This is a genomic window from Methylobacterium nodulans ORS 2060, from assembly GCF_000022085.1.
In the GTDB taxonomy this organism is placed as follows: domain Bacteria; phylum Pseudomonadota; class Alphaproteobacteria; order Rhizobiales; family Beijerinckiaceae; genus Methylobacterium; species Methylobacterium nodulans.
In genome coordinates this window covers 4,651,545-4,670,627 of sequence record NC_011894.1, presented here as the reverse complement: position 1 = coordinate 4,670,627, position 19,083 = coordinate 4,651,545, and the positions used below count along the sequence as shown (strand labels likewise).

Annotated in this window: 14 protein-coding genes; 9 read left to right on the top strand and 5 right to left on the bottom strand. The window is 70.4% G+C overall.

Translation table 11 applies throughout. The annotated features are described in order from the left end of the window. Nucleotides 1-2 precede the first annotated feature (2 nt). Nucleotides 3-1,289 carry an urea ABC transporter substrate-binding protein gene (urtA, locus tag MNOD_RS21695; protein ID WP_050783536.1) on the bottom strand — a complete coding sequence of 429 codons (1,287 nt, stop codon included), beginning with the start codon at nucleotides 1,287-1,289 and terminating at the stop codon, nucleotides 3-5. A gap of 278 nt (nucleotides 1,290-1,567) precedes the next feature. Between urtA and MNOD_RS21690 the strand changes: the two genes are divergently transcribed. Further along, nucleotides 1,568-3,232 carry an alpha-amylase family protein gene (locus MNOD_RS21690; protein ID WP_015931108.1) on the top strand — a complete coding sequence of 555 codons (1,665 nt, stop codon included), beginning with the start codon at nucleotides 1,568-1,570 and terminating at the stop codon, nucleotides 3,230-3,232. 195 nt (nucleotides 3,233-3,427) lie between these two features. Then, on the top strand, nucleotides 3,428-4,771 hold the full coding sequence (gltX, locus tag MNOD_RS21685) for a glutamate--tRNA ligase (RefSeq protein WP_015931106.1): 1,344 nt from the start codon (nucleotides 3,428-3,430) through the stop codon (nucleotides 4,769-4,771). A gap of 78 nt (nucleotides 4,772-4,849) precedes the next feature. Here gltX and MNOD_RS21680 read toward each other — a convergent pair whose 3' ends face one another. Beyond that, nucleotides 4,850-6,487 carry an ISL3-like element ISMno5 family transposase gene (locus tag MNOD_RS21680; RefSeq protein ID WP_012631076.1) on the bottom strand — a complete coding sequence of 546 codons (1,638 nt, stop codon included), beginning with the start codon at nucleotides 6,485-6,487 and terminating at the stop codon, nucleotides 4,850-4,852. A gap of 252 nt (nucleotides 6,488-6,739) precedes the next feature. Here MNOD_RS21680 and MNOD_RS21675 point away from each other — a divergent pair, with 252 nt between their 5' ends. From MNOD_RS21675 to MNOD_RS21660, 4 genes are all read left to right on the top strand, one after another. Continuing rightward, nucleotides 6,740-8,113: an MBOAT family O-acyltransferase gene (locus MNOD_RS21675; protein ID WP_015931105.1), complete on the top strand. Its 1,374-nt coding sequence runs from the start codon at nucleotides 6,740-6,742 to the stop codon at nucleotides 8,111-8,113. 120 nt (nucleotides 8,114-8,233) lie between these two features. After that, the gene (locus tag MNOD_RS21670; protein WP_015931104.1) at nucleotides 8,234-9,304 is read left to right on the top strand and encodes a hypothetical protein; all 1,071 of its coding nucleotides are present in this window, start codon (nucleotides 8,234-8,236) and stop codon (nucleotides 9,302-9,304) included. A gap of 128 nt (nucleotides 9,305-9,432) precedes the next feature. Continuing rightward, the gene (locus tag MNOD_RS21665; RefSeq protein WP_015931103.1) at nucleotides 9,433-9,966 is read left to right on the top strand and encodes a FecR domain-containing protein; all 534 of its coding nucleotides are present in this window, start codon (nucleotides 9,433-9,435) and stop codon (nucleotides 9,964-9,966) included. Further along, on the top strand, nucleotides 9,963-11,831 hold the full coding sequence (locus MNOD_RS21660) for a CHASE2 domain-containing protein (protein ID WP_015931102.1): 1,869 nt from the start codon (nucleotides 9,963-9,965) through the stop codon (nucleotides 11,829-11,831). Before MNOD_RS21665 ends, MNOD_RS21660 begins: the two co-directional genes overlap by 4 nt. An 18-nt stretch (nucleotides 11,832-11,849) precedes the next feature. Here MNOD_RS21660 and MNOD_RS21655 read toward each other — a convergent pair whose 3' ends face one another. From MNOD_RS21655 to MNOD_RS21645, 3 genes are all read right to left on the bottom strand, one after another. After that, entirely contained in the window at nucleotides 11,850-12,536 is a 687-nt protein-coding gene (locus MNOD_RS21655; protein ID WP_043751803.1) for a Crp/Fnr family transcriptional regulator, read from the bottom strand. Between the two features lie 513 nt (nucleotides 12,537-13,049). After that, nucleotides 13,050-14,624: a L,D-transpeptidase family protein gene (locus tag MNOD_RS21650; RefSeq protein WP_015931100.1), complete on the bottom strand. Its 1,575-nt coding sequence runs from the start codon at nucleotides 14,622-14,624 to the stop codon at nucleotides 13,050-13,052. Between the two features lie 390 nt (nucleotides 14,625-15,014). Continuing rightward, nucleotides 15,015-15,968 carry an acetyl-CoA carboxylase carboxyltransferase subunit alpha gene (locus tag MNOD_RS21645; protein WP_015931099.1) on the bottom strand — a complete coding sequence of 318 codons (954 nt, stop codon included), beginning with the start codon at nucleotides 15,966-15,968 and terminating at the stop codon, nucleotides 15,015-15,017. Between the two features lie 270 nt (nucleotides 15,969-16,238). On the opposite strand from MNOD_RS21645, the gene MNOD_RS21640 reads away from it, so the two are divergent. From MNOD_RS21640 to MNOD_RS21630, 3 genes are all read left to right on the top strand, one after another. Then, complete coding sequence (locus MNOD_RS21640) at nucleotides 16,239-17,363, top strand: patatin-like phospholipase family protein (protein WP_015931098.1); 1,125 nt, start codon at nucleotides 16,239-16,241, stop codon at nucleotides 17,361-17,363. Nucleotides 17,364-17,442: 79 nt separating this feature from the next. Then, nucleotides 17,443-18,186: an acetoacetate decarboxylase gene (locus MNOD_RS21635; protein ID WP_015931097.1), complete on the top strand. Its 744-nt coding sequence runs from the start codon at nucleotides 17,443-17,445 to the stop codon at nucleotides 18,184-18,186. A gap of 37 nt (nucleotides 18,187-18,223) precedes the next feature. Then, a complete protein-coding gene (locus MNOD_RS21630) occupies nucleotides 18,224-19,009 on the top strand; it encodes a 3-hydroxybutyrate dehydrogenase (protein ID WP_015931096.1) in 786 nt (261 codons plus the stop codon). The last annotated feature ends 74 nt before the right edge of the window (nucleotides 19,010-19,083 follow it).

Sequence of the window (19,083 nt, the reverse complement as noted above, 5' to 3'; positions counted from 1 at the left end):
GCTTACGCGCCGCCGCACTTCTTGGTCTTGGTGTTGTAGTTGCCGCAATTCAGCTTGACCCAGTCGGCCACGAGATCCTTGGAGCCTTCGAGCTCCTTCGACCACGCGTCGCCCGGAACCAGGCCGTCGGTCTTCCACACCACGTCGAACTGTCCGTCACCCTTGATCTCGCCGATGAAGACCGGCTTGGTGATGTGGTGGTTGGGCAGCATCTCCGAGGTGCCGCCAGTCAGGTTGGCCTGCTTCGTGCCCGGAAGCGCCGCGATCACCTTGTCGGGATCGGTCGTGCCGGCCTTCTCGACCGCCTTCACCCACATGTTGAAGCCGATGTAGTGGGCCTCCATGGGATCGTTGGTGACCCGCTTCGGGTTCTTGGTGAAGCTCCGCCACTTCTCGATGAAGGCCTTGTTGTCCGGCGTGTCGATCGACTGGAAGTAGTTCCAGGCCGCGAGGTGGCCGACCAGCGGCTTGGTGTCGATGCCCGCCAGCTCCTCCTCGCCGACCGAGAAGGCCACGACCGGGATGTCCGTCGCCTTGATGCCCTGGTTCGCCAGCTCCTTGTAGAAGGGCACATTGGCGTCGCCGTTGATGGTCGAGACCACCGCGGTCTTCTTGCCCGCCGAGCCGAACGCCTTGATCGCCGCCACCCGGGTCTGCCAGTCGGACTGGCCGAACGGCGTGTAGTTGATCGAGATGTCCTCGGGCTTCACGCCCTTCGCCTTGAGATAGGCTTCGAGGATCTTGTTGGTCGTGCGCGGATAGACGTAATCCGTGCCCTCCAGCACCCAGCGCTCGACCTTCTCCTCCTGCATCAGATAGTCGACGGCCGGGATCGCCTGCTGGTTCGGGGCGGCGCCGGTGTAGAACACGTTGCGCTCGCTCTCCTCGCCCTCGTACTGGACGGGGTAGAACAGGATCGAGTTCAGCTCCTTGAACACCGGCAGCACGGATTTGCGCGACACGCTGGTCCAGCAGCCGAACACCGCCGAGACCTTGTCCTTCGCGATCAGCTCGCGCGCCTTCTCGGCGAAGAGCGGCCAGTTCGAGGCCGGATCGACCACGACCGCTTCGAGCTTCTTGCCGAGCACGCCGCCTCGTCTGTTCTGCTCATCGATGAGCATGAGCATGACGTCCTTGAGCGTCGTCTCGGAGATCGCCATGGTGCCCGAGAGCGAGTGCAGGATGCCGACCTTGATCGTCTCCTGTGCGGAGGCGGCCGTTGCCGTCAGGGCGCCGAGTGCCAGCCCGCCCGCGACCGTCGCGCGCGAGAGCCATGCCTTCCAGGACATCGTCATGTGTTCCGTTCCCCTGACCTGTTGTCCGGTCGCGCACGCTCCGGCAAGCGATGTGCCAATTCCGCATGCAGCGGCAGCCGTGGCCGCAGCGGCCGCCTGCCCCGCAGGGCCGCGCCGATTCCGGCCGCTGCACCGGAACTGGGCACCGGCAGACCGCAACACAGCCCAAGATCAGCTCACTCTGCCTCGTTTTTCGGCAGATCCCGTTCGGCCGCTCCACTGATCCGGCGCCGGCCCTAGCTCCCCGCACGGGCGGAGGAGAGCCAGGGCACATGATCAAGGATCTCTGGTACAAGAATGCCGTGATCTATAGCCTGTCGGTCGGCACCCTCATGGATGCCAATGGCGACGGGTGCGGGGATTTCGAGGGGCTGGAGCGGCGGCTCGACTATCTGGTCGGCCTTGGCGTCACGGCCCTGTGGCTGATGCCGTTCCAGCCCTCCCCGATGCGCGACAACGGCTACGATATCAGCGACTATTACGGCGTCGATCCGCGCTACGGCACGCTCGGCGACTTCGTGGCCTTCACGCACGCGGCCAAGCAGCGCGGCCTCAAGGTGCTGATCGACCTCGTGGTCAACCACACCTCCGACCAGCATCCCTGGTTCCAGTCCGCCCGCTCCGATCCGGATTCGCCCTACCGGGACTGGTACGTGTGGTCGAAGACGAAACCGCCGCACGCCGACAGCGGCATGGTCTTTCCGGGCGTGCAGAAGACCACCTGGACCTACGACCGCGCCGCGCGGGCTTGGTATTTCCACCGCTTCTACGACTTCCAGCCGGATCTCAACACCACGCATCCGAAGGTCCAGGCCGAGATCCTCAAGATCATGGGCTTCTGGATCCAGCTCGGCGTTTCCGGCTTCCGCATGGACGCGGTGCCCTTCGTGATCGCCGAGAAGGGGCCGGAGGTCGAGGGCGAGCCGATCGAGCGGTTCGGGATGCTGCGCGAGTTCCGCGAGTTCCTGCAATGGCGCCAGGGCGACGCGATCATCCTGGCCGAGGCGAACGTGCTGCCGCGGCAGGACCTCGAATATTTCGGCGCGGATGGCGACCGCATGCACATGATGTTCAACTTCCAGGTCAACCAGGCGCTCTTCCTGGCCCTGGCGACCGGCAGGACCGGGCGGCTGATCGAGTCGCTGGACAGGACCCGCGCGCGGCCGGCCGTGGCGCAATGGGCGCAGTTCCTGCGCAACCACGACGAGCTCGACCTCGGGCGGCTCCAACCGGAGGAGCGTGCGGCGGTGTTCGCGGCCTTCGGGCCCGATCCCGAGATGCAGCTCTACGGCCGGGGCATCCGCCGCCGCCTGCCGCCGATGCTCGGCGGCGACCGCAGGCGCCTCGAACTCGCCTACAGCCTGGTGTTCACCCTGCCCGGCACGCCGGTGCTGCGCTACGGCGACGAGATCGGCATGGGCGACGACCTCTCGCGGCCCGAGCGCGAATGCGCCCGCACGCCGATGCAATGGTCCGACGAGCCGCAGGGCGGCTTCACCAAGAGCAACCGGCCGGCGGCGCGCCCCATTAGCGGCGGCCCCTACGGCTTCGAGCACGTCAACGCCGCCGCCCAACGCCAGGACCCGAACTCGCTCCTCAACTGGCTGGAGCGGATCATCCGCATGCGCAAGGAGGTGCCGGAGATCGGCTGGGGCGACTTCGCGGTGCTGAAGACCGGCGCGGAGAGCGTGCTCGGGCTGCGCTACGACTGGCGCAACAACGCGGTGCTGTGCCTGCACAATCTCCAATCCGAGCCGGTGGAGATCCGGTTCGCCACCGGGCTCGACGGCGAGGGCGGGCTTTTGATCGACCTCCTCACCGGTGAGCGCAGCCGCGCGGACGGGAAGGGCCGCCACACGGTTCTCCTCGAAGGCTATGGCTACCGCTGGTACCGGGTCGGAGGGCTCGACTACCTGCTCAAGCGCAGCGAGGTGTGATACCAACGGGCCTTGAAAAGGACCGTTGGTTCCGTTCTCGAATTTTCGCCAAGCCACAGGCTTGGTGTCGAAAATTCGAGATGGTCAACGGCCCGCTGCGTCAGCACTTGGCTTACGTCAGCAGCCCGGGCCGTTGGTATGACGACGCCGATCGAGACCTGTGACAGCGCGCGCGAGGATGCGTAGAAGCCCATCATGGCTCCCGTCGTCCGCTTCGCCCCCTCCCCCACGGGCTACCTCCACATCGGCAATGCCCGCACCGCCCTGTTCAACGCGCTGTTCGCGCGGCGCGAGGGAGGCACCTTCGTGCTTCGCCTCGACGACACCGACACGGCGCGCTCGACGCCCGAATTCGCGGCGGCGATCGCGGAGGACCTGCGCTGGCTCGGCATCGCGCCCGATCGCTCGGTGCGCCAGTCCGACCGCATCGCGCTCTACGACGCGGCGGCGGAGCGGCTGCGGGCGTCGGGCCGGCTCTACCCGGCGTATGAGACGCCCGACGAGCTGGAGCGCCGCCGCCGCCGCCAGCTCGGGCGCGGCCAGCCGCCGGTCTACGACCGCGCGGCGCTGCGGCTGACGCAGGCGGAGCGCACGGCGCTGGAGGCCGAGGGCCGCCGGCCGCATTGGCGCTTCCGTCTCGATCCGGGGCCGGTGACCTGGACCGACCTCGTGCGTGGCCCCTGCCACGTCGAGGCCGAATCGCTCTCCGACCCGGTGCTGGTGCGGGAGGACGGCAGCTATCTCTACACCCTGCCCTCCGTCGTGGACGATGCCGAGATGGGCATTACCCACGTCATCCGGGGCGAGGACCACGTCACCAACACGGCGGTGCAGATCCAGATCTTCGCCGCGCTCGGCGCCCCCGTGCCGGTCTTCGCGCACCACAACCTGCTCACCACGGCGAGCGGCGAGGGCCTGTCGAAGCGGCTCGGCCACCTCTCGCTGCGCGGCCTGCGCGCGGACGGCTACGAGCCCGGCGCCGTGGCCTCGCTCGCGGTGCTGACCGGCTCGGCGGAGGCGGTGCGGGCCGTCGCCGACCTCGACGAGCTGGCGCGCCTCCTCGACCTCGCCCATGTGTCGCGGGCGCCCGCCAAGTTCGATCCGCACGATCTCGACCAGCTCAACGCCCGCATCATCCACGGGATGGATGCCGCGGAGGCACTGCCCCGCCTCGCCGCGCTCGGCATCCCGCCCGCCCGGGCCGAGGCGTTCTGGACCGCGGTGCGCGCGAACCTGACGAAACTCTCCGACGCAGCCGCGTGGTGGCGGGTGGTGGAAGGGCCGGTGATGCCGGTCGTCGCGGATGCGGCCTTCGCCGCGCAGGCGGCCGCGCTGCTCCCGCCGGAGCCCTGGGACGGCGGCACCTGGAAGGCCTGGGGCGATGCGGTCAAGGCGAGAATCGGCCTCAAGGGCAAGGCGCTGTTCCTGCCGCTGCGGCTCGCGCTGACCGGCCTCGATCACGGCCCGGATCTCTCCGGGCTGCTCCCGCTGATCGGGCGCGAGCGGGCCCTGCGGCGCCTCCGGGGCGAGGCCGCCTGACGCCGGAAGGTCACAGAAGAGGCGCGTCGACTGCTCGAGTCTGTTCAGGAGAAGTGGTTCTTCCGCACTTTGCGTGGATCAGGCAGCGATGAGGATGCGGCTACGGAGGAGTGCGAAGCTGGCGCGACCGTACATGGTGCGCTTGAGCATCTTCAGCCGACTGATCTGCCCTTCCGCCTGAGCATTGCTCCAGGACGTCGTCAGCGCCGCCCGAACGGCCGCCCCATCCTGCGCCAAACCGGCCGCGAAGGTCTCCAGCGCAGCGACACCGCAGTTCCGGGTTTCGAGCAGCCATCTGTCGAGCTCGCTGGCAGGGTCCGCCGGCCGGTCGCCGCCCAGGCCACAGGCACGCACGAGCATCGTGAACCGCCGCGCCAGATCGGCGATCCGTGCGGCTTCAGGATCCTGCCGGATGCGGGCGAGGTCAGCCGCGGCGCGGGGCTGCAGTGTCGCGAGGGGCTGCACCAGGATCCAGGCCAGTTGCTTGGGTGAGGCGATGGGTGAGGGTCTGATCGCCTCAGTGCTCGTCGAGGCGGGCTGCGACAGCCATTTGCGAGCCGTGCGCCGCTCGGCGACGAAGCGGTGCACCTGCCGATGGGTTCCCGCGAAGCCCTGGCGGCGGATCTCGCGCCAGAGCGCCATAGCGTTCTCGCAGCCCTCGGCCATGCGCTGCTCCAGATGGGCGAGGTAGGGATCGAGGCGAGAGGGATTGGGTCTGCGGATCGCGCGCTCCGGGAAGCTCTCGGCCTGGGCGTACTTGCGCACGGTCGCTCGCGCCAGACCCGTGGCGCGGCCGATCGCCAGGAGGGTCTCGCCAGCGAGATGGCGTCGGCGCACGTCCTCATAGGCCGCCAGCCGGCGGGCGCGGCTGTCGAGGCTGACGGCAATCTCGGCTGCGCTGCGGCGATAGGCGCGCGGGCGCTCCCCTGGCTGTCGTCCGTCACCACTCGCAAGAGGAGGGAGCTGTCGCAGCCGGCCATGGACGCGGCCAAGCCAGCGTTCGAGAACCTGGCGCAGGTTGAGGAGCAGGTGCCATCGGTCGGCGACCTGGAGGGCGGCCGGCGCGCCCGCGGTGGCCGCTCGGGCGTACTCGGTCGAGCGGTCGCGGGCGACGATCTGGATGCTGGGATGGCGACGCAGCCATGCGGCAACGGTCGCCCCTGAGCGGTCGGGCAGCAGGTCGATCGGGCATCGCCGTTCGAGGTCGACGAGAAGCGTGCCGTAGCTCCGACCTTTGCGGATGGCCCAGTCGTCGATGCCCACGGCGCGCGGCGCGTTCGCTCTCGGCAACGGGAGGCGGTGCACGAGGCGCAGGATCGTGTCGGGGCTGGTTTGCATCCCCAGGTGGCCGGTCAGGCGCGCGCCGGCCTCGCCGCCGACTGCAAGCCCGATCCGGGTCTGGGCCTGAGCGAGGCGGCGGGTCCGGCGCGCTCGCGGCGGTATCAGCCGCGGAAGAGGCTCGGCGAACGTGCGGCGGCGGCAAGCGGGATGATGGCAGTAGAAGCGTCGGATACGCAGGCGCAGCGTCACAGGCTGGCCCATGCTCGGCAGATCGGCCGGACGGCGATCATAGCGGCTGTGAACGGCGGAACTGGGCGTGCCACAGGTCGGACATCGACCATGACAACGGCGGCCATGGGCGATGACGACAAGGTGATCGGTGTGGCGAAAGACCCGCTCGATCGTGCAGCCCGGCAGGGATGAGGACAGGATCATCCGCCTCGTGAATCAGCCTGCGCTTCCCGCGTCACCGCGACCGTTCCACGCAAAGTGCGGAAGAACCGGAGAAGTGGACACCTTTTCTCCGTCCGGAATCCGTTCGATCAATGGCTTGGAGCCTGTCAGGCGCTTCTAAAAGGGCCTGACAGGCTCTAGCATCGTTGACGCGCCTGATTCGATCTCCCACAACGGCGCAAGCTCGGGCGGCCGGCCGATCCCGCCGGAGGATCTCCCGCACATCCGGCGTCGATGCTCTTCAACTCCTTCCCGTTTCTCCTCGGCTTCCTGCCGCTCGCCCTCGCGCTCCACGCCTTCGTGGAGGGCTCCCGGCCGGGCTGGCGGCTGCCGCTCCTCGTCCTCCTGTCGCTGGCCTTCTACGGCTGGTGGGATTGGCGCTTCCTGCCCCTGCTGGCGGCCTCGATCGCGCTGAACTGGCTCGTCGCGCGCTGGTTCGTCCGCCTCCGCGCCGCCCTCCTCATCCCGCTCGCCATCGCGGCCAACCTCGCGCTCCTCGCCGTCTTCAAGTATGCGGGCTTCCTCGTCGACCTCGCCAATCTCGTCCCGGGCCTCGACCTGTCCAGGCCCTCTCTCGCCCTGCCGCTCGGCATCTCCTTCTTCACCTTCCACCACGTGATGTACCTGACGGACCTGGCGCGAGGCCGCGCCCCGTCCATGGACCTCACGCGCTACGCCCTCTACATCGCCTTCTTCCCGCAGGTCCTCGCCGGCCCGCTGGTGCGCTGGAGCGAGATCCTCGACCAGTTCGACGAGCGACCCTACGACCGCCCGGACGCAGCCGAGCGCTTCGGCCGCGGCCTGATGCTGCTCGGCGTCGGCCTGGCCAAGAAGGTCTTCCTCGGCGACCCGCTCGCCGCCTACGCCAATCCGGTCTTCGAGGCGGCGAGCCTCGGCCGGTCCGTCACCGTGGTCGAAGCCTGGCAGGCGACGCTCGCCTTCACGTTCCAGATCTATTTCGACTTCTCCGGCTATACCGACATGGCGCTGGGCCTCGCGCTCCTGTTCGGGATCGTGCTGCCGCAGAACTTCGACGCGCCCTACCGGGCGACCTCGCTGCGGGACTTCTGGCGGCGCTGGCACATGACCCTGTCGCGCTTCCTGCGCGACTACCTCTACGTGCCGCTCGGCGGCAACCGGCGGGGCCTCGCGGTGCAGCTCGGGGCGCTCCTCGCTACGATGACGCTCGGGGGCCTGTGGCACGGGGCGGGGCTCGCCTTCGTGGCCTGGGGTCTGGCCCATGGGCTCGGGCTCGGCGCCGGGGTGTTGTGGCGGCGGGCGGGCCTCGCGATGCCGGCGCCGCTCGGCTGGGCGCTGACCTTCGGCTTCGTGATGCTGACCTGGGTGCTGTTCCGGGCGACGAGCTTCGAGGCGGCGCTGACCCTGTTCAAGGGGCTGTTCGGCCTCGCCCCCGTGGGCCACGGCTTCAAATGGCGCGCCTTCGTGCCGGCCGTGCTGGTGGCGCTCGCCGGTCCCACCGCCTGGGCGGCGGTGCACCGACTGCAGCCCAGGCCCGCCCTCGCAGTGGCCTTCGGGCTCCTGTTCGTCGCGGCCCTCCTGCGCATCGGCGACGATGCGAACTACGAGTTCATCTACTTCCAGTTCTGAATGCCAGCGGCCGCTCGGCCGCCGTGAGAGGGAGGAACGGTTGCGCGCGCTCCAAGGCAGCCCGGACAACCCGGCCCGCATGGCGCCGATGAGCCCCGCCGCGAGGAGCGAGCGTTCCGCGTGAAACCGGCCGATCCCATCACCGCGCCCCGGGCCCCCGAGGCTCCGCCCGCCGATGGCCGCGGCTCCGCGGCGGCGTGGCGGCGATTCTCCGGGCTGGTTCTCGGCAGCATCGTCGCGCTTCTCGCCGGCTACCTGGCCCTGGCCCTCGCGATCGACCCCTACGACACCGGCCGGCCGCGGCTCCTGGACCGCGACGGCGTCCGCCCGCAGGGCCCCCGCACCGCTTCCGCGAGCCGGGGGCGCGATCCCGCCTTCACGGGCGCCATCATCGGCAACTCCCACATCCAGCTCGTGACGCCCGAGCGCCTGCGCACTGAGACCGGCATCCCCTTCGTCCAGCTCGCGGTGCCGGCGACCGGCCCGGGCGAGCAGCTGACCCTGGCGGCGTATTTCCTGCGCCACCATCCGCGGCCCCAGGCGCTGGTCCTCGCCGCGGATGCCTTCTGGTGCGGCGACGACCCGGCGCTGCCGCCGTCGAAGCCATTCCCGTTCTGGCTTCTCGCGCCCGACTGGCCGGGCTACCTGCGCGGACTCCTCCGCTCGACGGCCGCGGCGGAAGTCGCCACCCGGATCCGCTGGGCCGTCCGGCCCGAGAAGCGGCGGGCCCGCCCCGACGGCTACTGGGATTACGAGCCGGAATACCTGCGGCTCGGCGATCCGGACGATCCGGTCCGTGTGGCGGCTCGCGAGCGGCGGCCGCCTGCCGAGCCGGATCCCGGCCGCGCCGGACCCGCCTTCCCGGCGGCCGATCGCCTGCGCGAATTCGCAGGCAGCCTGCCGCCGCAGACGGCGCTCGTGCTGGTCTTCCCCCCGGTCTATGCCGGTGCGCAGGCTGCGCCCGGCACGCATCGGGCGGCAGCCGAGGCCGCCTGCCGCGCCGCACTGGCGGACGCCGTCGCCGGCCATTCCCGCCATCGCGTCATCGACTGGTCCGGCGGCCGGCCGGAGCTCGCCGATCCGGCGGCGTTCTTCGATGCCACCCATTACCGCCAACCGCTCGCGCGGCGCGTGGAAGCCGATATCGCCATGGCTCTCTTCGCCTTGAAGGCCGAGCGGGCGGAACGGTGACGGTCGCCACGGGCCCGGGCGGGGAAGGCGAGGTCGGGCTCAGGCGCAACTTCGGCGCGATACGGCGCCGCCGCGGGGCGGTACAATGCCTCGGCATCCGCGAGGATCAGCGAGGTCGGAGCCGCAGCATGAGCGTCGCCGCTTTCCGTCGCGCCAGCCTGGTCTGTGGACAGGCCCTGGCAACCTGTCTGGTGCTTCTCCCGGCCGATGCCGCCCGGGCGCAGAGGAGAGGCTGTACGATCACCCCATACACCGATCCGCCCCGGCAGGTGCTGGCCTGTCCGGACGGCTTCACGCTGAGCGCGGAAAACGCCAGCACCTACCGGTTGATCGACCGCAACCGGGATGGACGTCCCGAAGCCGCCGATCTGAACGGACGGGGCCTGCTGGTCGACGCCCCGCCACGCCAAGGCAGCTTCCAGGTCCGGACGCCGCACGCCATCGCCTCGGTGCGCGGCACGACCTGGGCGGTGGATGTGACGCCCGGCCGAACCTCGGTCTTCGTCCAGGCAGGGGAGGTATCGGTCAGCCGGCTGAGCGGTCCGGGTGTGGTGTTGCGTGCGGGGGATGGCGTTGATGTCGATGCCGGGACCGCGCCCCTTGAGGTCAAGCGCTGGAGCAGGGAGCGCGCGGCCGGCCTCCTGGCCCGGTTCGGGCGTTGACCTTTCGGCCGAACAGCGCGCGGACATGGCACGCGCTCGCCGCCTTCGCGCTCGCGGCCGTGTGGTCCGGATTCCTGGCCTCCGCCCATCTCGAGGGACGCGCGACCTTCCTCGACCGCATCGAGGCGCCTCTGCTGGATCTGCGCTTCGCCCTCGCCGGTCCGCGGCCCGCACCCTCGGAGGTCATGATCGTGGCGCTCGACGACGCGACGGTCGCGCAGGCCGGCACCTACCCGCTGCCGCGCGCCACGCTCGCCCGCCTGATCGGGACGCTCGCCGCGGCCTCTCCCCGCGCCATCGGCCTCGACGTGTTGTTCCTCGAACACGGTCCCGAGGCCGGCGATCAGGCCCTGGCTGCGGCTCTGCGCCAGACCGGCGCCGTCATCGCCGGCGCCGCCCTCTTCGCAAGCGGAGAGGTCGACGACGGGGTGGCGGAGATCCCCCGCGCCACGCAGGTGCTCTGGCCCATCGAGGCGTTGCGCACGCAGACCAGCCTCGGCCTCGTCAATGTCTCGACCGATCTGGGCGGGACACCGCGCCACGTCCCGTTGCTGATCCGCAGCGGCGACGCCCTTCTCCCCTCCTTCCCGCTGCAGCTCGCCGCACGGGCGGCGGGGGCGGAGCCCGTGCTCGCGGCGGGCGAGCTGGGAATCGGCCCGACCCGCCTGCGCCCGGATCTCGGCCTCACCCTCCCGCTCCGGTTCTACGGCCCGCGCGGGACGGTGCCGACCCTCAGCGCTGCAGCCATCCTGGGCGGCCGGGTGGCGCCGGATGCCTTGCGGAACCGCATCCTGCTGGTGGGCTCGACCGCAACCGCCGCGGGCGACAGCTTCGCGACCCCGTTCGATTCCGTGCTGCCGGGCGTCGAGGTGCTCGCGACGGCGCTCGCCCATCTCGTCACGGGCGACGGGCTCGTGCGCGACCGGCACATCCGGCGCGTCGATGCCTCGACCGCCATCGGGTTCGCCGGGGCGGCCGCCCTGCTGCTGCCGCTCGCTCCTCCGTCCATCGGCCTGGCGGTGCTGGGCCTTGCGGTCGCCGCGTGGCTCGGCCTCGTGCAGATCGCGTTCATGCAGCAGGGCCTCTGGCTCGCCGCCGCCCTGCCGATCGCCGCGCTGGCGCCGGTCGCGGCCTTCGGCATCGCCGGACGGGTGATCCTCGAGCGCCGCCTCGCCGGGCGCCTGGCCCGCGCCGAGCAGGCCCTGAGGGTGTTTCATCCGCCATCCCTCGCCACCCGGATCGCTCGGGATGCGGGCTTCCTGGCCGCGCCGGTCACGCAGCCGGCCGGAATCGTGTTCGTCGACCTGAGCGGCTTCACGGCGCTCAGCGAAACGCTCGGACCCGCCGCGACCCGCAGCTTCCTGCGCGACTTCCACGCCCTCGTCGAACAGGAGATCACCCGCGCCGGAGGCGTCGTGATGGCCTTCATGGGCGATGGCGCCATGAGCCTGTTCGGCCTGCCGGAGCCGGCGCCGGAGGATGCCGACCACGCGCTGGCGGCGGCCTGCTCCCTGATCCCGCGGGTGCGCTCCTGGCTGGCGACAGAGGCCCGGATCAATGCCGTCGACCTGAGGGTCGGGGCGCATTACGGAACCGTCGTGGTGTCGCGCCTCGGGTCGGACGATCACCAGCACATCACCGCCACGGGCGACAGTGTGAACGTCGCGAGCCGGCTGATGGAGGTCGGCAAGTCCCTCGGCGCGGCCCTCGTCGCGAGCGAGGATCTGCTCGCCGCATGCCGCGCGTCGCAGCCCGAGATCGCCGCGTTCGAGGGCCGGCGCGACGTCGCGATCCGCGGCCGGAATCAGCCCCTCGGGGTCGCGTTCCGGTGGACGCAGCCGGGACGGCCCGAGCGACCGGGCTGAGATGCGGTGCGGGCGCCGTCACTCCCGCTCCGTCCTGACATCCGCGATCACATCGAGCGCCGGCCGGTCGAGCAGGCGGATGCGCCCGCGCGCGAGCTGGACGATGCCGTCCCGCTTCCAGGCCTGCAGCTGCCGGTTGACCGTCTCGCGGCTGGTATTCGCGAACACGGCCAGCTCCTCCTGCGTCGCCTGGATCTCGTTGCCGTAATCGTCGGCGAGCGCGGCGAGGCGGCGGGCGAGGCGCGCCGGCACCGGGAGGAAATTCGTCTCCTCCATGCGCTCGCTCATCCACCGCACGCGCTTGCAGAGCAGCTCGATCAGAGCGATCGCGACCTCCGGCTGCTGGGACAGGAGGTCGAGCAGGTCGCGGCGCCGGATCACGAACAGCTCCGTCGGCTCCGTGGCCACCGCATCGGCCGTGCGCGGATGGCCGTCGAGGAGGGCGACCTCGCCGAACACGTCGCCGGGACCCAGCAGGTTGAGCGTGAGCTGGCGTCCCTCCGCCGTCCCGGTGGCGATGCGGATCTCGCCCCGGCGCACCGCATAGAGGGCGTCGGCCGGATCGTTCTTCTGGAACAGCACCTCCTGCGGCGCGAGGCTGCGCGTCACGCACAGGCGCGCAACCGCCTGCAGCGCCGGGTCGCCGAGGCCGGCGAAGAAGGGATTGGCCGAGAGAAGCCGGGCGAGCTGATTGGGTTCCGACATGGTCATGCCCGCAGAGCCGTCCCGCCCGCCGCAGCCGGGCGGGCGGGTTCGCTCAATCGTAGAAACTCGCGTCGACGCCGAGCCAGACGCTCTTGATCTTGCCCTAGATCGAGGTGTTGCCGCCGCCAGCCGTCTGCGAGCTGCCACTATCAACCACGGCCTGGAGATCCTCCATCGCCAGTTCGTCCCGGCCGGTGCGGGCGCGGGATCCTGAGAGAATCGGATGCTCGAGCAGGCCCGGTTCCCCCTTCGTCGCGTCACATACTGATCTGCATCGTGCTCTCCATCGCGTTCGGAGCTCAAGGAGAGGCTCCGTGGCGAGGATGCTCGCCCCTTTGCCGGCTCGCCTTCCGTGATCCAGGTCACACAGGCTGGCATGACCGGCGACGGGGATCCGGGCCGCCGAGCACGAGGCGACGGCAGAAACCGACCGCAGCCTCCGTTCAGGGCGGAACGAATGCCGCCCGAGGGGCGCCGGGTTCGACGGGATCCGGCGAGAGGATCCAAGCGCCGCTAGTTCGCAACTCCGGCGACGCTCGGGCCGGCAGGCGCGGCCGCACGCTTGCCGGCCGCCTCGGGCGCCTTCTCGGAGCCGGCGGGCTTGTGGGCCTCGGCCGGCTTGGCGGCCGCCGGCTTGCGCCCGTCGGCAGGCTTATGCGCATCCGCGGGCTTGCGCCCTTCCGCAGCCTTGGCGGACGGGTGCGCATGCGCCGCGACTTTCTTCGGGGCGGGCGCGGCGGGTTCCGGCTCGGGCGCGGGCGGCGGAAGCGCGGCCTGGGCGGTCGGCGGCGCCGAACTGCCGAACAGGTTGCCGAGGAGCTTGCGGTAGGCAGAGGGGTCGTCCTCGGCGCTCGCGACCGTCACCGGCGCCGCGGCGGGCTGCGGCGCCGCAGCGGATTGCGGCGCGAGGGCCTGGGCGGCCTCCTTCGTGGGGATCGGCGCGGGCGTGGCAGCAGGCGCCGCGAAGGCGAGCGCGGTCGGCCGCGCGGCGGCCTTCGGATCGCCCGCCTTGCGGGCGCCCCTGGAATCCTTCGCAGACTCCACGGACCTGGCATCCGGCGCCTTCGCCTCGGCGATCAGGATCGGCCGGCCCTTCGCGTCGACCGGAACCTCCTCGGGCCCGGCGGCGATGGCCTCGGGCCGGCTCACCACGCCGAGATTGGGCCGGCGGGTCTGCTGCTCGGCGAAGAGCTGGGTGCTCGGCGAGGTCTCGCGGAAGAACGGATGCTGGCCGCCATCCTGGTAGACCACCCGGACAGCCGGGGTGCCCTTGGCGATCAGCTCCGCGACCTCCTGCTCGTCCTTGCTGCGCTTCTCGGCCACCAGCGGATCGAGCTTCGGGCTGCAGGTGCCGGCGGCCGCGTCCGCGCCGCCGAACACGTAGCGCGTGCCGCAGACGCCGACCTTCGGCTCCTCGCGCAGGGCCTCGAAATAGTCGGAGCCCTCCTTGAGGTTCTTCCAGAACGGCATGTTCGGGTCGTTGCGGTACTTGGCGACGTTCTGCGCCGTCATCCGGAACGGATAGGACTGGAACTGGAAGCCCCGCTGCCCGCCCGCGAAGGCCTCCCGCGCGATCGCGTAGATCTCGGCGATCGCCTCGTCCGTCATGGCGAAGCAGCCGGCCGAGGAGCAGGTGCCATGCACCATCAGGTAGGTGCCCGTGCGGCCGTTCGCGCGGTCGAAAGCGTTCGGGAAGCCGGTATCGAAGGAGAGATAATAGGAGGAGTTCGGGTTCATCTGGCCCGGGGTGATCGTATAGAACCCCTCCGGCGCCTGGCGGTCGCCCTGGCGGATCTTCGGCCCGAGCTGGCCGGACCAGCGGCAGATCGGGAAGGTCTTGAGCAGCGCGTAGCGGCCGTCGCTCCCGCGCTTCCAGACCTCCATCTCGGATTCCTTCTTGTAGGCCCGGATGAGGATCGGATCGCCCGCCGACATGCCCTTGGTGGACATCAGCGCCAGGGTCTTCTGGGGGATCGGCTGCAGGTGCCGGGTGGAGCCGCCGCCCGCGAAGCCACCGTCCTGGCAGGCCGCCAGGGAGAGTGCGAGCAGGAGACCGCTTGCTGCCGCCAGCACCGGACGCTTCGCCATGGGGCTCCCCGTTCTCGACAAATGCCTGAAGCACCTTGCCGCTTCAGGACGACCTCGCCCAACCCCATAGCTTGGTTAAGCTTGACCGGATCTTACCGCAAGCAGCGGCGGCGCGATCCGATCGGGCTCGGCCAGGGCCGGTGCGATCCAGCCATGCCGATCCGATGAGGTCGGGATGGAACGCTTCACCGGCCTCTTCGGCGAAACGAAGGCCGAGCGGCGCGCGGGTCCTGTGGATCACGGGGCGCCGAGCGGGTTCGGGCGCAATCGATCCGGGACCAGGGCGCACCCCGAAGCCCGCTTCATCTGGCCGGACCACTGGCCGGACCAGCGATCGACGCGAGCGTGGCAGTATGCCGCAGACGGTCTGGCCGGCTCGCGGGCCCGCCGTCACAGCCTGCGTCCGATCTCCAGGAATTTCTGGGCGCGCTGCTCGCGCAGCGCGTCGGCATCGAGATCCGCGAGTCCGGTCAGCGCCTCCGCGAGCGCGTCCCCGGCGGCGCGGATCGCCGCTTCCGGCTCGCGATGCGCGCCGCCGGTCGGCTCGGGCACGATGCCGTCGATCACGCCGAGGCGCAGCAGGTCCTGGGCGGTGATCTTCATGGCGGTGGCGGCGTCCTGGGCGCGGCCGGCATCGCGCCAGAGGATGGAGGCGGCACCCTCCGGCGAGATCACGCTGTAGATCGCGTGCTCCAGCATCAGCACCCGGTTGGCGGTGGCGAGCGCGATGGCGCCGCCGGAGCCGCCCTCCCCGATCACCAGCGCCACGTTCGGCGTGCCGAGGGCCAGGCACGCCTCGGTCGAGCGGGCGATGGCCTCGGCCTGCCCGCGCTCCTCCGCCTCGATGCCCGGATAGGCGCCGGCAGTGTCGACGAAGGTGAGGACGGGCAGGCCGAAGCGTCCCGCCAGCTCCATCAGCCGGACGGCCTTGCGGTAGCCTTCCGGGCGGGCCATGCCGAAATTGTGTCGGATGCGCGCCTCGGTCGTCGCACCCTTCTCCTGCCCGATCACGCAGACCGGCCGGCCGCGGAAGCGCCCGAAGCCGCCGACCACCGCCTCGTCCTCGCCGAAGCTGCGGTCGCCCGCGAGCGGAGTGAACTCCTCGATCAGCCCCGCGCAGTAATCGACGAAATGCGGCCGCTGGGGGTGACGGGCGACCTGCGTCTTCTGCCACGGGGTGAGGGTGGCGTAGAGTTCGGCGAGGGCGGCGGCCGCCTTGCTCTCGAGCCGCGAGACGTCGTCGCTGATCGCCACCGCACCGTCCCGGGCGCCGAGGGCGCGCAGCTCCTCAAGCTTGGCTTCGAGTTCGGCAACGGGCTTTTCGAAGTCGAGATAGGAGCGCATCGCATCCCGTGCAGGTCGGTCCGGCGAGGGCGCGGGGCCGGGCTTCGAGGGGGGCGGCCGGCCTGCAGGCTTAGCCGAGCCGGTTCAGGGGCCGCGTCGACCGGCGTTAAAGGGTGCGGGCCACGGGCGGCGGACGCTTGGCGGAGCGGCCGGGCGCTGTCAAGCCGCGCCGATCACGGGACCGGACGGGACCGGACATGAGGCTTGCTCTCCGTCACCGTTGCGACATGTTTGCGGGTGACAGCAGAGCGGTGGCGGAGACGGACCGGAATGACGTCGCTCTCAGGCGATCAGGGCGAGTGCCACGTTCTTGTTCTCCAGGGTGGCGGGGCGCTCGGCTCCTACCAGGCAGGCGTCGTCGAGGCGATGCAGGAGGGCGGCGTCGCCCCCGACTGGGTCGCCGGCATCTCGATCGGCGCCATCAACGCCGCGATCATCGCCGGCAACCCGCCCGAGCGCCGGATCGAGCGGCTCCGCCTCTTCTGGGAGCAGGTCTCGTCCGGCTTCCAGCTCAGCCCCTGGTGGCCCGGCGAGCAGGCCCGCAGCCTCCTCAACGAGGTCAGCGCGAATTTCGGCGCGACCTTCGGCGTCGCCGGCTTCTTCCGGCCGCGCCTGCCCCCGCCCTATCTCTACCCGCCGGGCGCGCTGGAAGCGCTGAGCTACTACGACACCCAGTCGCTGCGCGAGACCCTGCTTCGGCTCGTCGACTTCGATCACATCAACCGGCGCGCGACGCGGCTCAGCGTCGGGGCCGTCAACGTCCGCACCGGCAACTTCACCTATTTCGACAATTTCCGCGAGGCGATCGGCCCTGAGCACATCATGGCCTCGGGCGCCCTGCCGCCCGGCTTCCCGCCCATCGAGATCGATGGCGAGCATTACTGGGACGGCGGCCTGGTCTCGAACACCCCCTTGCAGCACGTGCTCGACGAGGAGCGCTGCAAGGATCTCATGATCTTCCAGGTCGACCTGTTCAGCGCGCGCGGGCCGATGCCCCGCACCCTCTTGGAGGCGGCCGAGCGCGAGAAGGACATCCGCTATTCGAGCCGCACGCGCCTGAACACGGATGACCAGGTCGCGATCCACAAGGCCAAGACCGCCTTCCGCCGCCTCGCCGACAAGCTGCCGCCGGAGCTGCGCCAGGATCCGGACGTCGCCTACCTGCTGGAGCTCAGCCACGAGAACACGGTCTCGATCCTGCAGCTGATCTACCGGCGCAAGAACTACGAGGGGAATGCGAAGGACTACGAGTTCTCGCGCCAGACCATGCTGGAACATTGGTCGGCCGGACGCAGCGACGTGCGCCGCTCGTTCCGCCACCGCGACTGGCTGGAGCGCTGCCGGCCCGAGCAGGGCGTGGCGGTGTTCGATCTGACCCGGGACGCCCGGGACTGAAAGCCCCGGCCTAAGGTCAGCACGGCCGGCCCGGGCAGCCCCCGCCCCTGCGGCGCCGCGCAATCAGGAGAGACAGGGCATGACCCGTGACGAGATTCTCCGCAGCCCCTCGATGCCGGTCTTCAGTCCGAGCTATCCGCACGGGCCCTACCGCTTCATCCGCCGCGAATACCTGATCATCACCTACGAGACCGACCCGGACGCCCTGCGGGCCGCCCTGCCCGAGCCGCTCGAACCGGCGCCCGGCAACCTTGCCTTCTACGAGTGGATGAAGATGCCGGATTCCTCCGGCTTCGGCGATTACGAGGAGAGCGGCACCGGCATCGTCGCCCGCTACAACGGCGAGCCCTGCAACTTCTCGGTCCAGATGTATCTCGACGACGAGCCGCCGATCACCGCCGGCCGCGAGATCTGGGGCTTTCCGAAGAAATACGGCGTGCCCCGGCTCAAGGTGATGAAGGACACGCTCACCGGCACCCTGCACTACGACGAGGAGCGGGTCGCGCTCGGCACCATGACCTACAAGCATCACAGCCTTGCGGGCGAGCTCGACCGGGTGCGCGAGGGGATCGGCCAGCTCAACGTCAACCTGAAGCTGCTGCCGGACGTGGATGGCGGCGTGAAGGTGGCCCAGCTCATCGGCTACCGGCTGCAGGACATCACGGTCCACGGCGCCTGGGAGGGCGACGCGCGCCTGCACCTGATCCCGCATGCCAATTGCCGGGTCGCCGACCTGCCGGTGCGCCGCATCGTGCGCGGGCGCCACCAGGTCGTCGACTTCACCCTGCCCTACGGCCGCGTGCTGCACGACTATCTCGCCTGAGACATTCCCCTTCCGCATCAAGCCTGGAGGCTTTTGCATGACCCTGACATCGAAGACCGCCGTCGTCACCGGCTCGACGAGCGGCATCGGCCTCGCCATCGCGCGGGGCCTCGCCAAGGACGGGGCCAACATCGTCCTCAACGGCTTCGGCCAACCTGAGGACATCGAGCGCGAGCGCGCGGCGATCGAAGCCGAGTTCGGTGTGAAGGCCCGCTACTCGGGCGCCGACATGTCGAAGCCCGACGAGATCGCCGGGATGATCGCGGAGGCCGAGACGGCCTTCGGCGCGGTGGACGTGCTGGTCAACAATGCGGGCATCCAGTTCGTCTCGCCGATCGAGGAATTCCCGGTCGGCAAGTGGGACCAGATCATCGCCATCAACCTGTCCTCGGCCTTCCACGCGATGCGGGCGGCGATCCCCGGCATGAAGCGCCAGGGCTGGGGCCGGATCATCAACACCGCCTCGGCGCATTCGCTGGTGGCCTCGCCCTTCAAGGCGGCCTATGTGGCGGCCAAGCACGGCATTGCCGGCCTGACCAAGACGGCGGCGCTGGAACTGGCCACCCACAAGATCACGGTGAACTGCATCTCGCCGGGCTATGTCTGGACGCCGCTGGTGGAGAGCCAGATCCCCGACACGATGAAGGCGCGCGGCCTCACCAAGGAGCAGGTCATCAACGACGTGCTGCTGCAGGCGCAGCCCACGAAGGAATTCGTCACGGTGGATCAGGTCGCGGCGATCGCCGTGTTCCTGTGCTCGGACGCGGCGAGCCAGATCACCGGCGCCAACATCTCCGTCGACGGCGGCTGGACGGCGCAATAGCGCATCCTCCCCCGGCTCCCCGCAGGACGGGCGGCGCAATCAACGCGGGAGCGGCTTCCGCTTCGTCTGGATCG